This window comes from Jatrophihabitans fulvus, assembly GCF_054781375.1.
In genome coordinates, this window is sequence record NZ_BAAGUN010000001.1 from 905568 (window position 1) to 924330 (window position 18763).

Below are 18763 nucleotides of genomic sequence, written 5' to 3' on the forward strand. Positions count from 1 at the left end.
AAGATCCACCGAGCACCACCCAGACAGACGCACAGCCTCTCAATCCGATACCGACCACACCGACGACACCGTGCCGGAACCGCGACGGTGCACCGTTCGCGACGAGCACTCGAGGTGACCGAATGCCCCTGACTCCCGCTGAAGTCCACAACGTCGCCTTCAAGAAACCGCCGATCGGCAAGCGGGGTTACGACGAGGAGGAGGTCGACGCCTTCCTCGACATCGTCGAGGTCGAGCTCGCGCGCCTCATCGAGGAGAACAACGAGCTGCGCTCGCGTGGCGGCCAGGGCGGGCAGGGTGGCGCTCCCGCCCCCAGCCCGCAGGGCGGCGGCGCCGACCCGGCAGAGCTGAACGCCGCGCGGGAGGAGGCGAACCACTTCCGCGAGGAGAACGGCCGCCTGCAGAACCGCATCGGCGAGCTCGAGCGCACCCTGAGCCAGGGCAAGAACGGCGCGCAGCAGCAGGTCGTGCAGCTGCAGCAGCAGGTCTCCCAGCTCGAGCAGCAGCTCAACGAGAACCGGGGCCAGCTCGAGCAGGCGCAGAACCAGCTGACCGAGGCGCAGCAGGCCGCCGAGGAAGCCCGCCGGGCGCAGGCCGAGGGCGCCAACCTGTCCAAGGAGCAGGCCGCTCCGGCCGCCGGGGCCGAGCAGCACCACGCGCAGGCCGTGCAGATGCTGGCTCTCGCCCAGCAGACCGCCGACCAGCACCTGGCGCAGTCGAAGGCCGAGGCCGAGCGGCTCGTCAGCGAGGCCCAGGCCCAGGCGCAGTCGACGATCGAGGACGCCAACGAGCGCTCCACCCGGCAGATCGGCGAGGCCGAGCAGCGGGCGAAGCAGCTCGACGAGGAGAGCACCTCGCGCGCCAACCAGACCGTCCAGGACGCCGAGCAGCGTGCCGCGGCGATCACCTCGCAGCTCGAGCAGCGCAAGGCGGCGCTCGAGCGGCGGCTGGAGGAGCTGCGCACCTTCGAGCGCGAGTACCGCACCCGCCTCAAGAGCTACCTCGAGTCGCAGCTGCGCGACCTCGACGCCAGCGGCAAGGCCGAACCGGCCGGCAGCAACGGCGACATGGCCGACGCCCAGCAGGGCTGACCGCCGCCCGGTCGCACCCGCATCACCGACATCAGCCACCACGGCGCCCCGGCGTCGTGGTGGCTGCGTCGTCCGCACCGAACTCTCCGGTAACGTCCCGGAGTTGTCGATCTGTTAGCTGCTCCCGGGAGTGACCGACGATGGTCCTGATCGCCCTGCTCGTCATCGCGGTCGTCTGCGTCGTCGTCGGCGTGGTGGTCGCCGAGCCGGTGTGGCTGATCATCTCGCTGGTCGCGAGCGTGCTCGCCGCGGCCCTGCTCGTCCGCTCGTACCTGGAGATGCGCCGCAAGCGCAGCGTCGCGGCGGCGTCCGGCGGCGCCGGCTCGGCCGACGCGCCGTCGCGACCGGCCGGCCCGTCGTCGGTCACCTCGGGGCCGGACGGCTCCAGCGCGCCGGCCACGACCGAGGTCGTCGTCGTCGACGGCCGCCCCGAGTACCACCGCGCCTCCTGCGACCGGCTGCAGGACGGCGAGCCGATCCCGATCCCGCTGTCCCAGGCGCTGGAGGACGGGTTCACCGCCTGCTCCGTGTGCCGCCCGGCGACCTCGGTCGGCGACGCCCCGGCCACGACGTCCGACCCGGCGGCCCCCGCGGCCCCGGCGGCCACCGAGCCCGCGCCGGTCGTCGGCTCGTCCACCGGCGCGGTCGGCGAGGTCTGGGTCGTCGACGGCAAGCCCGACTTCCACGCGGCCGGGTGCCGGCTCGTCGCCGGCGAGGACGTCATCGCCATCCCGCTCGCCCAGGCGCAGGAGGACGGGTTCAGCGAGTGCCGCGAGTGCACGCCCACCGCGGCGGCAACCCCCGCGACCGGCTCCGCCCCCGACCTGACGAAGCACGACGCCGCCCCGGACGCGCAGCCGGCGGCCGGCGCGTCGGTGTGGGTGGCCGACGGATACCCCGAGTACCACCTGCGCGAGTGCGGCGAGCTGGCCGGACTCGAATCGCTCGAGATCCCCTACGAGCAGGCGGTCGAGGACGGCTTCCAGCCCTGCGTCGTCTGCAACCCCGACGCCGTGCTCGACGCGCCCTCCTCTCCCTACGCCACGGGAGGTTCCGCCACCGGCGCCGCCGACGCGGCGGCCGCCGACGACGTGTGGGTCGTCGACGGCGCCCCCGAGTACCACCGCCAGCGGTGCCGCACCCTCGAGGGCCGGCAGGACGAGGCGGTGCCGCGGGCGCAGGCGGTCGAGGACGGTTTCCAGCCGTGCCCGGTCTGCCGTCCCGACGACGCCGACGCAGCACCCGACACCGGCAGCCTGCCCGAGCCCCAGGGGCACGACACCCGCGCGAACGACGACGCGGACGCGGACGCAGGCGCGCAGGTGTGGGTGGTCGACGGGTTCCCGGACTACCACCGCGACGAGTGCCCCGAGACCGCCGGCCGCGACGCCGAGCCCGTCCCGCACGACCAGGCCGTCGAGGACGGCTTCACCGAGTGCCCCGTCTGCCGGCCCGAGGCCGAGCAGGCGCCCGAGCTGCCCGTCACCGCAGCGCCGGCCGCCGCGGGTGGTGCCGACGTCTGGGTCGTCGACGGCTTCCCCGACTACCACCGCGAGGGCTGCACCGCGATCGCCGGCCTCACGGCCGAGCCGGTGCCGCACGACCAGGCGGTCGAGGACGGGTTCGCCGAGTGCACGGTCTGCCGTCCCGAGGCCGCCGAGGCGCCGGTCCCGCCCGTCGACCCGACCGCGTCCGACCCGTCCGAGCAGGTGTGGGTCGTCGACGGGTTCCCCGACTACCACCGCCGCGGATGCTCGGTGATCGCCGACCTCGACAGCGAGCCGGTGCCGCACGACCAGGCCGTCGAGGACGGCTTCGCCGAGTGCACGGTGTGCCGCCCCGAGGGCGACGCCGGCGCGGCACCCGCCGACGACGGCCTCGCCCTCGTCTCCGGTCCCGCGGACGCGCCGGCCACCGTGGCAGTGACCGCCGGTGCCGCTCCCGATGGCGCGGCGGACGTCGTGGTGGTCGACGGTTACCCCGACTACCACCGGGGTGACTGCCCGACCCTCGCCGGCCTCGACGCCGAGCTCGTGCCGCACGACCAGGCCGTCGAGGACGGGTTCGCCCCGTGCGCCACGTGCCGCCCCGAGGACGCCGAGGCGCCGACCTACGAGCCGGAGCCCGCCGGCGCCCCCGCCGCCTACCAGGCGGGCGAGGCGGACGGGACGCAGCAGGTGGTCGTCCAGCCCGCCGTCGCCGAGCCGGTCACCATCGCCCACGTGCCCGAGCCCGAGCCGACGCCGGAACCCGAGCCCGAGCCGACGCCGGAACCCGAACCGACGCCGGAACCCGAACCGACGCCGGAACCCGAACCGACGCCGGAACCCGAACCCGAGCCGACGCCGAAACCGGAGCCCGAGCCGGAGCCGGAGCCCACGCCCGAACCGGAGCCTGCCGCCACGCAGGGCAAGCAGGTCTGGGTGGTCGACGGCCGTCCGCGGTACCACGCCGAGGACTGCCTGATCATCAAGGGACAGTCGGCGTCGGCGGTGACCGAGTCCGACGCCGTGGCCGACGGTTTCCTGCCCTGCTCCCTCTGCCAGCGCTGAGCGAGGCGCGTCAGTCGGTGACGAACCAGATCGCGCGGACCAGCTCGTCGGTCTCGTTGAGCAGGCGGTGCGGGTCCGACCCCCGCATGGCGATGGCCTTGCCGGCGTGCACCTTGCGGCGGCGTCCCTTCACGACCACGGTGAGCGTGCCCTCGAGCACGTAGCCGTAGTCGTCGCCGCGGTGCACCTGCGGCGAGTCCTCGGGTGCCGAATCAGCGCCCGGCTCGTACTCGGTGAGCAGGAAGTCGACCCGGTCCTGGCCCAGGGTGGCGAGCCGTTTCCACCGCACCCCGGTCTGGAACGACAGGTACTTGTCCATGGGCGGCGGCAGCTCGTCGTCGTCCGTGCCGTCGGTGTCGCGGTCCGGCGGGGTCTCCGCGGCGCGGGGCGCGCTGCGCGGTCTCGGTTTCGGCGACTCGGGCTCGATCGAGTGCGCCAGCACGTCGTCGAGCGACAGGTTCAGCTCGCTGGCGATCGCGAAGAGGGTGTTGACCGCGGCCTGGCTCTGCCCGAGCTCGAACTGCGAGAGGAAGCTGGCCGACACGCCGACCCGGCGGCCGAGCTCGCGCACCGACAGGCCGGCGGCCTCGCGCTGCTGCCGCACGAACTGGCCCATCGACGCGCCGGCGCCCGTGCCGGCGGGCGCGCGCTTCTTCGAACCGGTCATGCCCCGCTCCGCTCGTGATCAGGTCGCCGGACGGATTCAACACCACGGTCGGGCGGCCGGCGGGCCACCATGTCGCGCAACACGAACCGTTGGATCTTCCCACTCGCCGTCCGGGGAAGCTCGTCGAGGAGCAGCAGTCGCTCCGGCGATTTCTGGATGGCCAGGCCGGCCGACACGACGGCCTCGCGCAGTTGGCCGAGATCGGGGGCGGGCCCGTCCGCGACGAGACAGGCGCAGGCGCGCTCGACCAGCACCGGGTCGGGGTAGGCGACGATCGCGACGTCGCGCACACCGGGCACGCGTGCCAGTACCGCCTCGACCTCGGCGGCGCTGAACTTCTCCCCGCCGCGGTTGATGATGTCCTTGATGCGGCCGGTGATGCGCAACCGTCCGGACTCGTCGACGACGGCGGCGTCGCCGGTGCGGAAGAACCCGTCCGCGTCGAACGCGTGGTCGTTGAGCGCAGGGTCGAGGTAGCCGAGGAACAGCTCCGGCCCGCGCACGACCAGCTCGTCGACGCCGTCGGCGCCCGGCCGCACGGCCATCTCGTTGCCCCCCGTCGGACGTCCCTCGTCACGCGCCACATCGGCGGGATCGGCGGACGGGTCGGCCATCGTCGAGGTCGGCAGCTCGGTCGAGCCGTAGGTGCGCAGCACCGTGGTCCCCATGACCTCGCGAGCGTGCCGCACCCGATCGGCGGGGATGTCGGCGCCGCCGCAGACGAACGTCCGCAGCGAGCTCGTCCGTCCGAGCCGTTCGTAGCGTTCGGTGAGGCCGACGAGGAACGGCGTGGCGCTCACCGTGAACGTGCAGCCCTCGTCCTCGACGAGGGTGACGGCGCCGGCCGGGTCCCACCTCTCCTGCAGGACGACGGGCGCGCCGAGAGCGGCGGGCAACAGAACCCCGTAGCTGAGGCCGGTGATGTGGCTCAGCGGCGAGGCCATGAAGACGCGGTCGTCGGTGCCGAGACCGCAGTGCCGCGCGACGTCCGCGATCTCGGCGCCGAGCGTGCGGTGGCTGTGGAGCACGCCCTTGGGCTGTGCGGTGGTGCCCGAGGTGTAGAGCACGACGGCGATGTCGTCCGCGCCGGACGCGACCGCGGCGAAAGGTCCCACGGGCAGGGCGTCGAAGCGCAGTCCGGAGCCGCCGCGGACCTCGACGACGGGGACGTCGTGGTGCGCGGTGAGCTCGCGCGCGACCCGGGCGTGCTCGAAGCCGCGGTACCGCTCGGGTACGACGACGGCGGACGCCTGCGTCTGCTCGAGCACGAACCGCAGCTCGCGTTCGCGGTAGATGGGCACCAGCGGGACGAGCACCGCCCCGGCGAGGAACACACCCCACGAGACGACGACGGTCTCCCACCAGTTGGGCAGCTGTGTGACGACGCGGTCGCCGGGAGCGACGCCGAGCTTCGCCAACCCGGCCGCGACCCGGCCCGCTTCCTCGTGCACGTGCGCCCAGTCGAGGCGGACGTCGCCCTCGACCACGGCCGGCGCATCGGGGTGTCGCGCGGCCGTCGACGCCAGCAGCTCGGCGAACGTGACCTCCGGGCCCGACGGCGGCGTGCGGTGCGGTCGGGTCGGCGTCAGCATGTCGCCGTGACCCGGGTGGCGGCCACGATGTCGGCGACCCCGGCGCGCCACCGTCGTTCGAGTCCCGGACTGTAGGGCGTGGGCGTGTACGCGGCGCCCACCCGGCGCACGGGGGCGTCCAGGGACCAGAACGCCTCGTCCGCGACCGTGGCAGCGATCTCCGCGCCGACGCCGAAGTCGACCACCGCCTCGTGCGCGACCACGAGGCGTCCGGTGCGGCGGACGGACGCGAGCACCGTCTCGCGGTCCCACGGCACGATGGTCCGCAGGTCGATCACCTCGGCGTCGATGCCGTCGCGGCCGAGCTCGTCCGCCGCCCGCAGCGCGTCACCGACCATGCGGGACCAGCTGACGAGGGTGACGTCCCGCCCCGGTCGGGCGATCCGGGCCGTGCCGAGCGGCACGCGGTGCGCCGGCTTCGGCATCGGCCAGGTCGTCTCGTAGGCGTTGCGGTTCTCGATGAACACGACGGGGTTGTCGTCCTCGACGGCCGTGCGGAACAACCCGTACAGGTCGGCGCCGGTGTACGGCATCACCACCGTGAGCCCGGGAACGTGCGCGAACAGCGTCTCGAGGCTCTGCGAGTGCTGGCTGCCGGACGAGCGGCCGGAACCGAACTGGGTGCGGACGACGAGGGGCACGGTGACCGCGCCCCCGGTCATGAAGCGCAGCTTCGCGGCCTGGTTGACGATCTGGTCCAGGCACACGCCGAGGAAGTCCTCGTACATCAGCTCGACGACCGGACGCAGTCCCGCCATCGCGGCGCCCACGCCCAACCCCATGATCGCCGTCTCGGCGATGGGGGTGTCGAGCACGCGGCCGGGGAACTCCGCCGCGAGCCCCCGGGTCAGCCCGAAGACGTTGCCGCCCGCCACGTCGATGCCGGCGAGCAGGACCCGCGGGTCGTCGGCCAGCGCGTCCCGCATCGCCTGCCGCAGGATGCGCGACCCCGAGGACGGTCGTGCGTCGCCGGCGTCGGCCGTGCCGGGGGAGTCGGCGACGCGACGACGGGTCACGTACACGTACTCGGCCACCGAGGCGGGGTCGGGTTCGGGGGAGGAGCGGGCGAACGCCTCGGCCTCCGCGACGGCGTCGGTCGCGTCGCGCTCGGCCCGGTCGACGGCTGCCGCATCGACGCCCGCGTGCTGCAACGCACGCCGGGCGAGGACGAGCGGGTCCTCCTCGGCGAGTGTCCCGGCGTCGGACGGGTCGCGGTACCGCTGCGCGTCGCCCTCGTAGTGACCACGCCCCCGGAGCGTGCGCGCCTCGACGAGGAACGGCCCGGAACCGCCGCGCACCTTGTCGAGCACGTCGGCCATGCCGTCCGCGACGGCCACCACGTCATTTCCGGACAATCGCGCAAAAGGCATGCCGTAGGCATCCGCCCGCTTCTCGAGACCCGCCGGGTGCTGCTCCTCCGTGCGCGAGAACTCGGAGTACCCGTTGTTCTCGCAGAAGAACACCACCGGCGAACGCAACAGTGCGGCCATGGTCAGCGATTCGTGGAACGCACCCGTCGACACCGCGCCGTCGCCGAAGAACGCGACGACGACCCGCGCCCCGCCGTCAGGGGACACGGCCGCGGCGTGCGCGGCGCCGACCGCGATCGGCAGTCCGGCACCGACGATGCCGTTGGCGCCGAAGATGCCGAGTCGTGGGTCGGCGACGTGCATCGAGCCACCGCGGCCGCGGCAGGTGCCGGTCTCGCGCCCCAGCAGCTCGGCGAGCATGCCCTTGGGGTCGAGACCCTTCGCGAGCACGTGACCGTGGCCGCGGTGGGTCGAGGTGATGACGTCGTCGGTGCGCGCGTGCAGCAGGGCGCCGACGGCGCAGGCCTCCTGGCCGACGGAGGTGTGCACGAAGCCGGGGATCTCCCCGCTCGCGTAGAGCTGCGCGATCCGCTCCTCCATCCGCCGGACGAGCTGCATCCGGCGGTAGGCCTCGAGCAGGAGCGACGGTTCCACTGATGGCCTCCAACGGCATCGACGCGCCCGGCCGGCGCGTCGTCCGTGGCCAGGAATGTAGATCCGGCGGACGGCCGGTGTCCAGCACTGCTTGACACTTCGACCGGGTCTGTTCGTGTCAAGTCATGCTTGACAACGCGTTCGCTGCGTCACACGATGAGCGACACCGAAACCCGCCGGCCATCGCCGAGACCTTCGACGCGACAAGGGATCCGATCCCGCGACGCGCCCGTCTCCGGCCTGCCGGCACGACCACCCCGCCGCGACGGTCATGCCGTCGTGCCCGGAAACGATCGGAGAACCGGATGACCCGTACCGACGTCGAGTTCACCAGCGAGGGCGACACCGTCCGCGGATGGTTGTACCGACCGGACGGTGCCACCGGCGACGTCCCGGCCGTCGTGCTGGCCGGCGGCTGGTGCTACGTCCGCGAGATCGTCATGCCCTACTACGCGGAGGCCTTCGCCGCCGCCGGCATCGCGGCGCTCGTCTTCGACTACCGCAACCTCGGGGTGTCGGACGGCGAGCCGCGGCAGCACCTCGACCCCTGGGCGCAGATCCGCGACTACCAGAACGCGTTGAGCTTCCTCGAGGGATGCGAGGGCATCGACGCCGACCGGCTCGGCGCCTGGGGCATCTCGTACTCGGGCGGGCACGTGCTGGTGCTCGCCGCCACCGACCCGCGCCTGAAGGCCATCGTCAGCCAGATCCCCGTCGTGGACGGCTACCGCAACATGCGGCGCGTGCACGGCGGTGTCGGGTACCGGCGCCTGTGGGACCTCGTGCTGGAGGACCGCCGGTTGCGCTTCGAGGACCCGGCGAAGCGGCTGCACCTGCCCCACGCGAGCACCGAACCCGACCGTGAGATGTCGGCGTGGCCGTTCCCCGAGACGCGGACGACGTTCGCCGCGCTGCAGGAGACCGAGGCGCCGCTCTACCAGAACAGCTCGACCGTCGAGTCGGTCGACCTGTTGCTGAACTACGACGTCTCGCCGTTCGTGCCGCGCATCTACGACACACCCACCTTGATGATCGTCGCCGAGGGCGACGACATCACCCTGTGGGACCTCGAGATCGAGACGTACAACCGCATCCCCACCGGCAAGAAGCAGCTCGTCGTGCTGCCGCACACGACGCACATGACCTTGTACAGCGACCGCGACAAGCTCGCGACCGCCGCCGGCCATGCCACCGCCTGGTTCGCCGCCCAGCTGCTCGACCACCCGTCCTGACCCGATCACTTCACCGTCGAAGGAGACCCGCTATGGCTTCCACCGAGGCAAGACTCGTCGACCAGGCCGTCAACGGCTACTTCCCGCACCCGATGAGCCGGCGGGCGTTCCTGTCCGTGCTCGGGGCCGCCGGCATCGCCATCACCGCGTCCGCGTGCGGTTCGTCCGGGGACGGTTCCGGGGGCAGCGGGGCGGGGGCCGGACCCACGGCGCCGGGCGGCAAGAAGCTGGTGCGGGACAAGACGTGGATCCAGGTGACCACCCTGTCGAACGACTTCTTCGTCGCGTTCGACGAGGGCGGCAAGCAGGCGATGGCCGCGCTCGGTGTGGGTGTGGCGTCGCTCGAGGACCAGGGCAATGTGAGCACTGCTCTCTCGCAGGTCGGCAACGTGCGCACGTCGAGCGGCAAGTCCATCTTCGGCACCCCGGCCACCGAGGCGCAGGCCGCCGCGGTCACCAAGTTGTGCCAGTCGTCGGGCATCCTCTACGCGAGCTCGTACACCGCGCCCGCCTGGTACACGCCGGCCGACGCGGACAAGTGGGTGCGGTTCATGACCCCGCCCTCGGTCAAGATCGCCAAGGCTACGGCCGAGGCGCTGTTCAAGAAGGTCGGCGGGCAGGGCACCGTCATCCACGTCCCGGGGCAGAAGGGATCGTCGGCCGACGACCAGCGCACCCTCGGCCTGAACCAGGCGCTCAAGGCCTTCCCCGACATCAAGATCGTCACGGCGTCACCCGGCAACTGGACGGCGGAGGACGCGCGCAAGTCGTTCGCCAACGTGCTGCCGCAGGTGAGGGACTTCGTCGGCGTCTTCGCGCAGAACGACAGCGAGGCCGCCGGTGTCATCGCCGTGCTCGACGCGCAGAACATCAAGGGCAAGATCGTCACCGGGTTCGACGGCAACAAGCAGAACGTGCAGTACATCGCCGACGGCAAGCAGTACCTGACCAGCGCCACCATCGGCGGCCTCACGGCGGGCATCCTCGGCGTCACCTGCTTCGACGCGCTCAACGGCGTCGACTTCTCGCTGCCGGAGCGCTTCGTGTCGCAGGGTGCGCTGCTCGTCGACCCCGACAACGCGAGTCAGGTGTTGAGGTCGGTGTACGCCGCCAAGCTGCCGTTCGACTGGCAGCGGATGAGCCGTGCCCTGCACCCGAAGGACTGGGACCCGCAGACCCTGCTCAACCCGATCGACCCCAAGGAGTACTACGCCGGGGTCCCGCAGAAGGACTACAAGCTGAACTCGGCGTGGGACTCGGCCGACATCAGCGGCGTCCGCGCGACCTATGCGGCCGCGTTCAAGTCCGGACCGCTGCTGCCCTACAAGGCCAAGTTGGTCGCCTGACCGGCATCGTGCGACAGCGACCGCAGCATCCGAGGGGAGACCGCGTGGCGAGCAGTTCCGTCGTCCTGACGGACATCACCAAGAGCTACGGCACCGTGCGTGCGTTGCGCGGTGTCTCGCTCGCGATCGAGACCGGCGAGGTGCTCGGGCTCGTCGGCGAGAACGGCGCGGGCAAGTCGACCCTGATCGGGACGCTCAGCGGCACCGTCCGCCCGGACACCGGGACGATGACGGTCGGCGGCGAGCCGGCGCCGCTGGGCGACCCGCGGCGGCTCGCCGGACTCGGCGTGTCGGTGGTGGTGCAGGAGCAGGCGCTCGTCGAGTCGCTGCGCGTCTACGAGAACATCTACCTCGGCCAGGAGGGGTTGGTCGCCGGCCGCGGGGTCACCCGCATCCGCAACCTCAAGCGGGCCGCCCGTGCGCTGCTGGACGACATGCACCTGTCCGACATCGCCGAGGACGCCGTCGTCGCCGACCTCACCTACCCGCAGCGGCAGCTGGTCGAGATCGCGAAGGCCTTCTCGGCCGCCCGCCTGGTCGACCGGGCTCCGTTGATCCTGCTCGACGAGCCCACCAGCGCGCTCAGCGAGCAGGAGGCGGAGGTGCTGTTCGCGCTCATCGAGCAGTGGCGCGAGCGCGCCGCCTTCATCTACGTGTCGCACATCCTGCGCGACGTCCGCCGGCTGAGCAGTCGCCTGCTGGTGCTGCGCGACGGGGCGGTGGTCGACGACCTGCCGAACGAGGGCATCGACGACGGACGGCTGCACGAATTGATGGTCGGCCGCGAACGCAGCGTCGACTACTACCGCGAGAGCGACCAGCGCGGCGCGGACGGCGGCGACGTGCTGCTCGAAGCCACGGACGTCGCGCGCGCCGGCGAGTTCACGGACGTCGACCTGCAGGTGCGGGCGGGCGAGATCGTCGGGCTCGCCGGGGTGGTCGGTTCGGGCAAGTCGGAGCTCGCCGCCGCCCTCGCCGGCGCGGCGGCGTTCGACTCCGGGAGGTTGACCGTCGGGGGCCGCCAGGAGACCCGCTGGAACATCCGCCGGGCCGTCGAGCGCGGCGTCTTCTACGTGCCGCCCGAGCGCGCGCAGGACTCCTTGATCCCGACCGCGTCCGTGCGGTCGAACATCTCGCTCGGCTTCCTGGACCTCATCCGCACGCGCGGCACGCCCCTGCTCGACCTGCGCGCCGAACGGTCCCGGGCCGCGCAGTTGGCCCGCCGGTTCAACGTCAAGGCGCCGAACCTCGGCGTGTCCATCCGGGAACTGTCGGGCGGCAACCAGCAGAAGGCGGTGTTCGCCCGGTGGCTGGCCCGCGAGTGCCGGGTGCTCGTGCTCGACGACCCGACCCGCGGCATCGACGTCGGCACGCGCGAGGAGATCTACACGCAGATCCGCGCGCTCACCGCCGCCGGAGTCGGCGTCCTGCTGTGCACCGAGTCGCTGGAGGAGGTCATCGGGCTGTCCGACCGTGTCGTCGTCCTCAAGGACGGCGCGGTGTCGGCACAGATCCCGGCGCCGCCGTCCGCCAAGCCCACCGAAGTCGAGATCGTCCGCCACATGATGTGAGGAAAGCAGATGTCCGGTACCACCCAGCTGTCGAAACCACCGCCCCGCCAGGTCGCCGAGTCCGACGCGGGAATGCGGGCGCTGGTCGCCCGCTACCGCAACGTGCTCGTCCCGTTGGTCGCGCTCGTCGTGCTCGTCAGCTACTTCGGGTCGAAGAACTCGACCTTCCTGTCCGGGACATCGGCCGAGAACATCCTGCGGCAGATGTCGTTCCTGGTCGTGCTCGCGCTCGCGGGGACGTTCGTCATCCTCATCGGCGGCATCGACCTGTCCGTCGCCTCGAACGCCACCCTCGCCGGCATCCTCGTCGCGACGTGGATCGACGACCTCGGCGGTCCGACCGCCATCGTCGCGGTGATCGCGATCGGCGGGCTGGTGGGCCTGGTGAACGGCTTGCTCACGACGCTGCTCAAGGTGCCGTCCTTCCTCGTCACGCTCGGCATGATGTCGGTGCTGGACGGCCTGTCGAACCGCATCTCCGGCGGAGGGCCGGTGGGATACCGGTCGGGGCTGCTGCAGTCGGTCGTCAACGACAACGGCATCCCCGGCATCCCGAACGGCGCCCTCATCGCGCTCGTGCTCGTGGCGGTGTTCACCGTCGTGATGTTCGCGTCGACGTTCGGGCGGCACGTGTACGCCGTCGGTGGCAACGAACGGGCCGCCCGCCTCTCGGGCGTGCGCGTCACCACCACGAAGCTGGTCGTGTTCGCGCTGGCCGGCATGGTCGCGGCGATCGCCGGCATCATCCTCACGGGCCAGGCGACGACCGGCGTGCCGCTGGGCGCCAACCCGAGCCTGCTGGACTCGATCGCCGCGATCGTGGTCGGCGGCACGGCGCTGTCGGGTGGGGTGGGCGGCCCGCACCGCACGCTGCTCGGCGCGCTGGTCATCGTCATCCTGACGTCCGGCATGGACATCACGTCGGTCGACCCGTACAACCAGCTGGTGGTGAAGGGAGCCGTCGTAGTTCTCGCCGTCGCAGCGACCATCGACCGCCGTCGCTACGGGTTGATCAAGTGAGCGGCCGGCTCACCGGACGGGTCGCGGTCGTGACCGGTGCGGCCCGCGGCCAGGGGCGCAGTCACGCCGTGCGCCTGGCGCAGGAGGGCGCGGACGTCATCGCGATCGACGCGTGCGCCCCGATGGCGACGGTGCCCTACCCGCTCGCGTCCGAGGCGGACCTCGCGCAGACGGCGAAGGAGGTCGAGGCCGCCGGTGCGCGGGTCGTCGCAGCTCGCGCGGACGTCCGCGATCTCGACGGCCTCACCGCCGCGATCGACCGGGGCGTGGCGGAGCTCGGACGGCTGGACATCGTCTGCGCCAACGCCGGCGTGAACACGCCCGCACCGTTCCTCGAGATGACCGAGCAGGTGTGGGACGAGATCGTGGACGTCGATCTCAGCGGCACGTGGCGCACCTGCCGGGCCGCCGTCCCGCACCTGATCGCGGGCGGACGCGGGGGAGCGATCGTCCTCACGAGCTCGGCGGCGGGCCTGAAGGGATACGCGAACATCGCCCACTACACCGCCGCCAAGCACGGCGTGAACGGCCTCATGAAGACACTTGCGCAAGAACTGGCCACGCACGGCATCCGGGTCAACTCGGTGAACCCCACGCAGGTCGACACGCCGATGATCATGAACCCGCCGATGTACGAACTGTTCTGTCCCGATCTGGACGCCCCGACCCGGGAGGACTTCGCGCCGGTCTCCCAGGCGATGAACGCCTTGCCCGTCCCGTGGGTCGACGCGTCGGACGTCAGCGACGCCGTGGTGTTCCTGGCATCCGACGAGGCGCGCTACATCACCGGAGTGGCGTTACCCGTCGACGCCGGCGTTCTCGTCAAGTGACCATCGAACGAACCGACGAAAGGACAGCACGATGACCGGACGCGTCGAAGGCAAGGTCGCCTTCATCACCGGGGCGGCCCGCGGCCAGGGCCGTAGCCACGCCGTACGCCTGGCCGAGGAGGGCGCCGACATCATCGCGGTCGACTTCTGCGGCGAGATCGACACCACCGACTACGCCATGGCCACCGCCGCGGATCTCGAGCAGACGGTGAAGGAGGTCGAGGCGCACGACCGCCGCATCCACGCCGTGCACGCCGACGTGCGCGACCTCGCGTCGCTGCAGAAGGCGGTCGACGAGGGCGTCGAGCAGTTCGGCCGGCTCGACATCGTCAGCGCCAACGCGGGGATCCTGTCGAACGGCCAGTCGCACGAGCTCGACGAGCACACGTGGGGCCAGATGATCGACATCAACCTCAGCGGGGTGTGGCGCACCTGCAAGGCGGCTGTGCCGCACATGATCGCCGCGGGCAACGGCGGCTCGATCGTGCTCACCAGCTCGGTGGCGGGGTTGCGGTCGTACAGCGGCGTCTCGCACTACGTGTCGGCGAAGCACGGCGTCGTGGGACTCATGAAGACACTGGCGCAGGAGCTCGCGCCCCACTCGATCCGCGTCAACACGATCAACCCCACGCAGGTCGACACCGCGATGATCCAGAACGAGAGCATGTACAAGCTGTTCTGCCCCGACACCGAGAACCCGAGCCGCGCCGACTTCGCGGCCGCGTCGGCGGCGACGATCATGCTGCCCATCGACTGGGTCGAGTCGATCGACGTCAGCAACGCGTTGCTGTTCCTCGCCTCGGACGAGGCGCGGTACATCACCGGCGTCGCGCTGCCGGTCGACGGCGGCGCACTGATCATCTGAGGGCCCTGCCCGACCCGGTCGAGGGACCGGGTCGGGCGCCGGCGGTCAGGCCCGGCGCAGCCAGAGGGTGAGGCCGAGTTCCTCGTCCTCGGTGCGGACGGTGTCGTCGGGCTCGCCGGTGTGCGACTCGGTCAGCGTCGTCGCCAGAACCTCGCGGGCGAGCTGGTCGGCGTGCGCGCGGATCGCGTCGCCCGGCTCGGGAGCACCGCCGACCCGCCACCACAGCTCGATGCGGTCGGTGACCTCGAAGCCGGCGTTCTTGCGCGCCTCCTGCACGATGCGCACGACCTCCCGGAACAGTCCGGCCAGCCGCAGCTCGTAGGTGAGCTCGAGATCGAGAGCGACGGTGTCGGCGGCGTCCGAGGCGACGGCCCACCCGGAGCGGGGCGTCTCGGCGACGGTGATCATGTCGCCGGACAGCGGCAACGTCTCGCCGTCGAGCTCGACGGTCATCGTGCCCTCGCGGAAGCGGGCCACGAAGGCGTCGACGTCGTGCGCGGCGGCGGTGTTGATCGCGTCGGCGACCCGCTGCGTCCGCTTGCCGTAGGCGCGGCCGAGGTCACGGAAGTTCGGCTTCACCGACAGCTCGACCAGCTCGCCGGCATCGCTGAGCCCGGCGAGGTCGACGACGTTCAGCTCGTCGCGCACCTGGTCGCGCAGCTCGTCCGGCAGCGACGACCACCCGGGCGCCGAGACGAGGGCACGCGACAGCGGCTGGCGCGTCTTCATCTTCGACTCCGCGCGGGCCGCGCGGCCGAGTTCGACGATGCGGCGCACCAGCGCGACCTGGTCGCCGAGCTCCGGGTCGACGGCGGACGCGTCCGCCTCGGGCCACGACGCGAGGTGCACCGAGTCGACGGCACCGGCGGGCACGAACAGTGCCTGCCACACCTGCTCGGTCACGAACGGCGTGAACGGCGCGAGCAGCCGGGTGAGCACGTCGAGGCAGTCGTGCAGTGTCTGCAGGGCGGCGGGGTCGCCGTCCCAGAACCGCCGCCGTGACCGGCGCACGTACCAGTTCGACAGGTCGTCGACATAGGCCTGCAGCACCTTGCCGGCGCGGGCGGTGTCGAAGCGCTCGAGGGCGTCGTCGACCTCGCCGGCGACCCGGTTGACCTCGGACCACGCCCACCGGTCGAGCACGGTGCGCTCGCCGCCGCCCGTCCCGGGCGTCCATCCGTTCGCGCGGGCGTACAGCGACTGGAAGGACGCCACCGACCAATAGGTGCGGATGACCTTGGACGCGATCTCCTCGAGCACCTTGTGCCCGACCCGGCGCGACGACCACGGCGATCCGCTGCAGAGCATGAACCAGCGCAGCGCGTCGGCGCCGTGGCGGTCCATCAGCGGGATCGGCTCGAGGATGTTGCCGAGGTGCTTGCTCATCTTGCGGCCGTCCTCGGCGAGGATGTGGCCGAGGCAGACGACGTTCTTGTAGGACGACTGCCCGTGCACGAGCGTGCCCACCGCCATCAGCGAGTAGAACCAGCCTCGCGTCTGGTCGATGGCCTCGCAGATGAAGTCGGCCGGGTACGCGGCCTCCGCCGCCTCGGCGTTGCGGTACGGCGCGCCGAACTGGGCGAACGGCATCGACCCGGAGTCGAACCACGCGTCGATCACCTGCGGCACCCGGCGGTACGTGCCCGGCTCGCCGTCGACGGTGAACGTCACGTCGTCGACGAACGGACGGTGCGGGTCGGAGAGCTCGACGCCGGACCGCTCGTGCAGCTCGGCGAGAGAGCCGACGCAGATGTCCTTGCCCGACTCGTCGTTGCGCCACACCGGCAGGGGAGTGCCCCAGTAGCGGTCGCGCGACAGCGCCCAGTCGATGTTGTTGTCGAGCCAGTCGCCGTAACGCCCGTGCTTGATCGTCCCCGGGAACCAGTTGGTCGCCTCGTTCTGCGCGAGCAGCTCGTCCTTGATCGCGGTGGTGCGGATGTACCACGACGGCAGCGCGTAGTACATGAGCGGCGTGTGGCAGCGCCAGCAGTGCGGGTAGCTGTGCGTGTAGGGCACGTGCTTGAACAGCAGCCCGCGCTGCTCGAGGTCCTTCACCAGCACGGTGTCGGCCTGCTTGAAGAACATGCCGCCGACCAGCGGCAGGTCGTCGGCGAAGTGGCCGTCCGCCTTGATCGGGTTGACGATCGGCAGGCCGTTGGCCTTGCACAGCGTGAAGTCCTCGGCACCGAACGCCGGTGCCTCGTGCACCACGCCCGAACCGTCGTCGACGGTGACGAAGTCGGCGTGCAGCACGGTGTGGACGGGCGCGTCGGTGTCGAAGTTGACGAAGTCGAACGGACGGACGTACGGGGTTCCGACCAGGTCACGTCCCGGCAGCGTCTCGAGCACTTCGGAGTCGTCGCCGAGCACCCGCGCACGCAGCGCCTCGGCGACGACGAGCAGCTCGCCGGACGCGGTGCGGGCGACCACGTAGTCGACGTCCTGGTTGACGGCGCTCGCCGTGTTGGACACGAGCGTCCACGGCGTCGTCGTCCAGACCAGCAGCGCCACCCCGGGGTACTTCTCGGTGAGCGGTCCGGACGCGACGGGGAAGCGGACGTAGACCGACGGGTCGGTGACGTCCTCGTAGCCCTGGGCGACCTCGTGGTCCGACAGCGTCGTGCCGCAGCGCGGGCAGTACGGCGCGACGCGGAAGTCCTCGACGAGCAGGCCCTTGTCGAAGATCGTCTTCAGCGCCCACCACACCGACTCGACGTAGTCGGGGTTCATGGTCCAGTACGCGTGCTCGTAGTCGGCCCAATACCCCATGCGCTCGCTCATGCCGAGGAACGCGTCGACGTGGCGCTGCACGTTCTCGCGGCAGGCGGCGTTGAACTCGGCGATGCCGTAGTTCTCGATGTCGGACTTGCCGGTGAAGCCGAGCTCCTTCTCGACGGCGAGTTCGACGGGCAGGCCGTGGCAGTCCCAGCCGGCCTGGCGGGGCACGTGGTAGCCCTTCATGGTCCGCCAGCGCGGGAAGACGTCCTTGAAGACGCGCGCCTCGACGTGGTGGGTGCCGGGCATGCCGTTGGCGGTCGGCGGGCCCTCGTAGAACGTCCACTTGGGGCCGTGAGCGGTGGCGTCGATGCTGCGCTGGAAGACCTTGCGGTCGCGCCAGCCCTCGATGACCTCGTGGTCGAGGGCGGGGAGGTCGACGTGGCCGGGCAGCGCGCGGTAGCTGCTGTTCTCGCTCACTTCGGTGGTGCTCCTTCTGATCGGCGTGCACTGCTGATCGAAGGACGACGCCGGGGCGCCGCGGTACCACCTTCGTTGACCCCGCCGGTGCGGCGGTGCCCGCTCTGGTCGTGCGTCCGGGTCTAGTGGGGCGGACGGGACCGGTGGGTCCGTTCGCCCGTTCTTCCGGGGCTCGGAGGTGATTTCGCCGGTGGGCCTGCCCCCGGGCTCGCACCGTCCCCGGGTCGCTCACGACAGGGAGGCCGCCGGCTACTCGTCCTCGTCGTTGCGCACCCGAGTCTAGAGGCCGGCGCCAACCCGCCGCGCCGACCGTTCCCCGGGCGAGCAGGGCGTGGGTGGTGGTAATTGCGTGGTCTGGCTCATATTCTGACCGCGCTTTCACGGACGACGTCGACACGGCGGTTCCGGAACGGCCGGAGTCGGCGGACGTCGCCACCAGGAGGGATGTCCATGGCTGCAGGGGGACGGGTGGGCCGCGTGTTGCGCCGAGTCGGACGAGGCGGTCGCGCCACGGACTCCGCCGCCCCCACCCGCGGCTCCGGCAGCCCCGGCAGCGCCACGAGCACCTCCGCCGCCGCGAAGGCGGCTGCCAAGAAGGTCGCCTCGGCCACGACCGCCGCCGCGAAGAAGGGCGCCGCGAAGAAGGGCGCCGCGAAGAAGGCGGCTCCGGCGAAGAAGGCGGCTCCGGCGAAGAAGGCGGCTTCGGCGAAGAAGGCGGCTCCGGCGAAGAAGGCGGCTCCGGCGAAGAAGGCGGCTCCGGCCAAGAAGGCGGCTCCGGCCAAGAAGGCGGCTCCGGCCAAGAAGGCGGCTCCGGCCAAGAAGGCGGCTCCGGCCAAGA

12 protein-coding genes and 1 pseudogene are annotated in these 18763 nt (G+C 71.7%); 9 read left to right on the top strand and 4 right to left on the bottom strand.

Annotated elements, in window-relative coordinates; genetic code table 11:
- Positions 1-122: 122 nt before the first annotated feature.
- Both ACYVP9_RS04415 and ACYVP9_RS04420 read left to right on the top strand, forming a co-directional pair.
- Positions 123-1091, top strand: a complete 969-nt coding sequence (locus ACYVP9_RS04415; protein ID WP_460603483.1) for a DivIVA domain-containing protein — start codon at positions 123-125, stop codon at positions 1089-1091.
- Positions 1092-1231: 140 nt separating this feature from the next.
- Complete coding sequence (locus tag ACYVP9_RS04420) at positions 1232-3643, top strand: hypothetical protein (RefSeq protein WP_460603484.1); 2412 nt, start codon at positions 1232-1234, stop codon at positions 3641-3643.
- A gap of 10 nt (positions 3644-3653) precedes the next feature.
- On the opposite strand, the gene ACYVP9_RS04425 is transcribed toward ACYVP9_RS04420, so the two are convergent.
- From ACYVP9_RS04425 to ACYVP9_RS04435, 3 genes are read right to left on the bottom strand one after another with little or no spacing between them, the layout of a single operon-like run.
- On the bottom strand, positions 3654-4310 hold the full coding sequence (locus tag ACYVP9_RS04425; RefSeq protein WP_460603485.1) for a helix-turn-helix domain-containing protein: 657 nt from the start codon (positions 4308-4310) through the stop codon (positions 3654-3656).
- Positions 4307-5902 (bottom strand): AMP-binding protein, encoded by a 1596-nt coding sequence (locus ACYVP9_RS04430; protein WP_460603486.1) that lies wholly within the window; start codon positions 5900-5902, stop codon positions 4307-4309. Before ACYVP9_RS04430 ends, ACYVP9_RS04425 begins: the two co-directional genes overlap by 4 nt.
- The gene (locus tag ACYVP9_RS04435; protein WP_460604284.1) at positions 5896-7830 is read right to left on the bottom strand and encodes an alpha-ketoacid dehydrogenase subunit alpha/beta; all 1935 of its coding nucleotides are present in this window, start codon (positions 7828-7830) and stop codon (positions 5896-5898) included. The genes ACYVP9_RS04430 and ACYVP9_RS04435 overlap by 7 nt, the downstream gene beginning before the upstream one ends.
- Before the next feature lie 341 nt (positions 7831-8171).
- Between ACYVP9_RS04435 and ACYVP9_RS04440 the strand changes: the two genes are divergently transcribed.
- The 6 genes from ACYVP9_RS04440 to ACYVP9_RS04465 are packed head-to-tail and all read left to right on the top strand — an operon-like array spanning position 8172 to position 14730.
- Positions 8172-9098 (top strand): alpha/beta hydrolase, encoded by a 927-nt coding sequence (locus tag ACYVP9_RS04440; RefSeq protein ID WP_460603487.1) that lies wholly within the window; start codon positions 8172-8174, stop codon positions 9096-9098.
- A gap of 32 nt (positions 9099-9130) precedes the next feature.
- A complete protein-coding gene (locus ACYVP9_RS04445; protein ID WP_460603488.1) occupies positions 9131-10444 on the top strand; it encodes a sugar ABC transporter substrate-binding protein in 1314 nt (437 codons plus the stop codon).
- 44 nt (positions 10445-10488) lie between these two features.
- Positions 10489-12015: a sugar ABC transporter ATP-binding protein gene (locus tag ACYVP9_RS04450; RefSeq protein WP_460603489.1), complete on the top strand. Its 1527-nt coding sequence runs from the start codon at positions 10489-10491 to the stop codon at positions 12013-12015.
- A 9-nt stretch (positions 12016-12024) separates the two neighbouring features.
- Entirely contained in the window at positions 12025-13035 is a 1011-nt protein-coding gene (locus ACYVP9_RS04455; RefSeq protein WP_460603490.1) for an ABC transporter permease, read from the top strand.
- The gene (locus ACYVP9_RS04460) at positions 13032-13865 is read left to right on the top strand and encodes a mycofactocin-coupled SDR family oxidoreductase (RefSeq protein WP_460603491.1); all 834 of its coding nucleotides are present in this window, start codon (positions 13032-13034) and stop codon (positions 13863-13865) included. Before ACYVP9_RS04455 ends, ACYVP9_RS04460 begins: the two co-directional genes overlap by 4 nt.
- Before the next feature lie 31 nt (positions 13866-13896).
- Entirely contained in the window at positions 13897-14730 is an 834-nt protein-coding gene (locus ACYVP9_RS04465) for a mycofactocin-coupled SDR family oxidoreductase (protein WP_460603492.1), read from the top strand.
- A gap of 45 nt (positions 14731-14775) precedes the next feature.
- On the opposite strand, the gene ileS is transcribed toward ACYVP9_RS04465, so the two are convergent.
- Entirely contained in the window at positions 14776-17925 is a 3150-nt protein-coding gene (gene ileS, locus ACYVP9_RS04470; RefSeq protein WP_460603493.1) for an isoleucine--tRNA ligase, read from the bottom strand.
- Positions 17926-18402: 477 nt separating this feature from the next.
- Here ileS and ACYVP9_RS04475 point away from each other — a divergent pair.
- Positions 18403-18763: pseudogene (locus ACYVP9_RS04475) on the top strand (CCA tRNA nucleotidyltransferase); the annotation flags it as partial.

Coding starts and splice junctions, on each gene's coding strand:
- ACYVP9_RS04430 (WP_460603486.1), bottom strand. CDS start 5,902: ATGCTGACGCCGACCCGACCGCACCGCACGCCGCCGTCGGGCCCGGAG.
- ACYVP9_RS04435 (WP_460604284.1), bottom strand. CDS start 7,830: ATGCAGCTCGTCCGGCGGATGGAGGAGCGGATCGCGCAGCTCTACGCG.
- ACYVP9_RS04445 (WP_460603488.1), top strand. CDS start 9,131: ATGGCTTCCACCGAGGCAAGACTCGTCGACCAGGCCGTCAACGGCTAC.
- ACYVP9_RS04425 (WP_460603485.1), bottom strand. CDS start 4,310: ATGACCGGTTCGAAGAAGCGCGCGCCCGCCGGCACGGGCGCCGGCGCG.
- ACYVP9_RS04440 (WP_460603487.1), top strand. CDS start 8,172: ATGACCCGTACCGACGTCGAGTTCACCAGCGAGGGCGACACCGTCCGC.
- ACYVP9_RS04415 (WP_460603483.1), top strand. CDS start 123: ATGCCCCTGACTCCCGCTGAAGTCCACAACGTCGCCTTCAAGAAACCG.
- ACYVP9_RS04420 (WP_460603484.1), top strand. CDS start 1,232: ATGGTCCTGATCGCCCTGCTCGTCATCGCGGTCGTCTGCGTCGTCGTC.
- ACYVP9_RS04455 (WP_460603490.1), top strand. CDS start 12,025: ATGTCCGGTACCACCCAGCTGTCGAAACCACCGCCCCGCCAGGTCGCC.
- ACYVP9_RS04465 (WP_460603492.1), top strand. CDS start 13,897: ATGACCGGACGCGTCGAAGGCAAGGTCGCCTTCATCACCGGGGCGGCC.